1 protein-coding gene is annotated in these 413 nt (G+C 34.1%); it reads right to left on the bottom strand.

The genetic code is table 11. The annotated features are described in order from the left end of the window. Positions 1–384 (bottom strand): aldo/keto reductase (locus DIU01_RS07705; protein ID WP_290833198.1); only part of this gene is annotated, 384 nt, incomplete at its 3' end. Positions 385–413 lie beyond the last annotated feature (29 nt).

The following is a 413-nucleotide window of genomic DNA, read 5'->3' as shown; positions in this document are numbered from 1 at the left end:
CGCTTCTGCAATTTCATCTGCAACCATCAAGGGACTTGGACGATGCAGTAGCAAAACATCCAAATAATCTGTTTGAAGATTTTTTAATGAATTTTCTACAGACCAAATGATATACTCTTTCGAGTAATCGTAGTGTTTTATTTTATTAGTTCTACTTCCTTCAAGTTGGATTCCGCATTTCGAAATTAATTGCAATTTCTCTCTTGAAATTTTGCTTTCCCCAAATGCTTTTCCAAATTGTTCTTCTGTAGTGTAACCACCATAAATATCGGCATGATCAAAAGTGGTAATTTTATTTTCGATACAAATGTTTATCAAATGGATCATTTCTTGTGTGTTGAGTTTTTTATCCCAAACACCCCAATTCATCGTTCCTGCAATTATTTTTGAAAGTTTCGGGTTTCGGGTTTCGG

It is taken from the genome of Flavobacterium sp. (assembly GCF_003525665.1).
GTDB lineage: Bacteria > Bacteroidota > Bacteroidia > Flavobacteriales > Flavobacteriaceae > Flavobacterium.
This window is presented reverse-complemented; position numbering and strand designations above follow the sequence as displayed.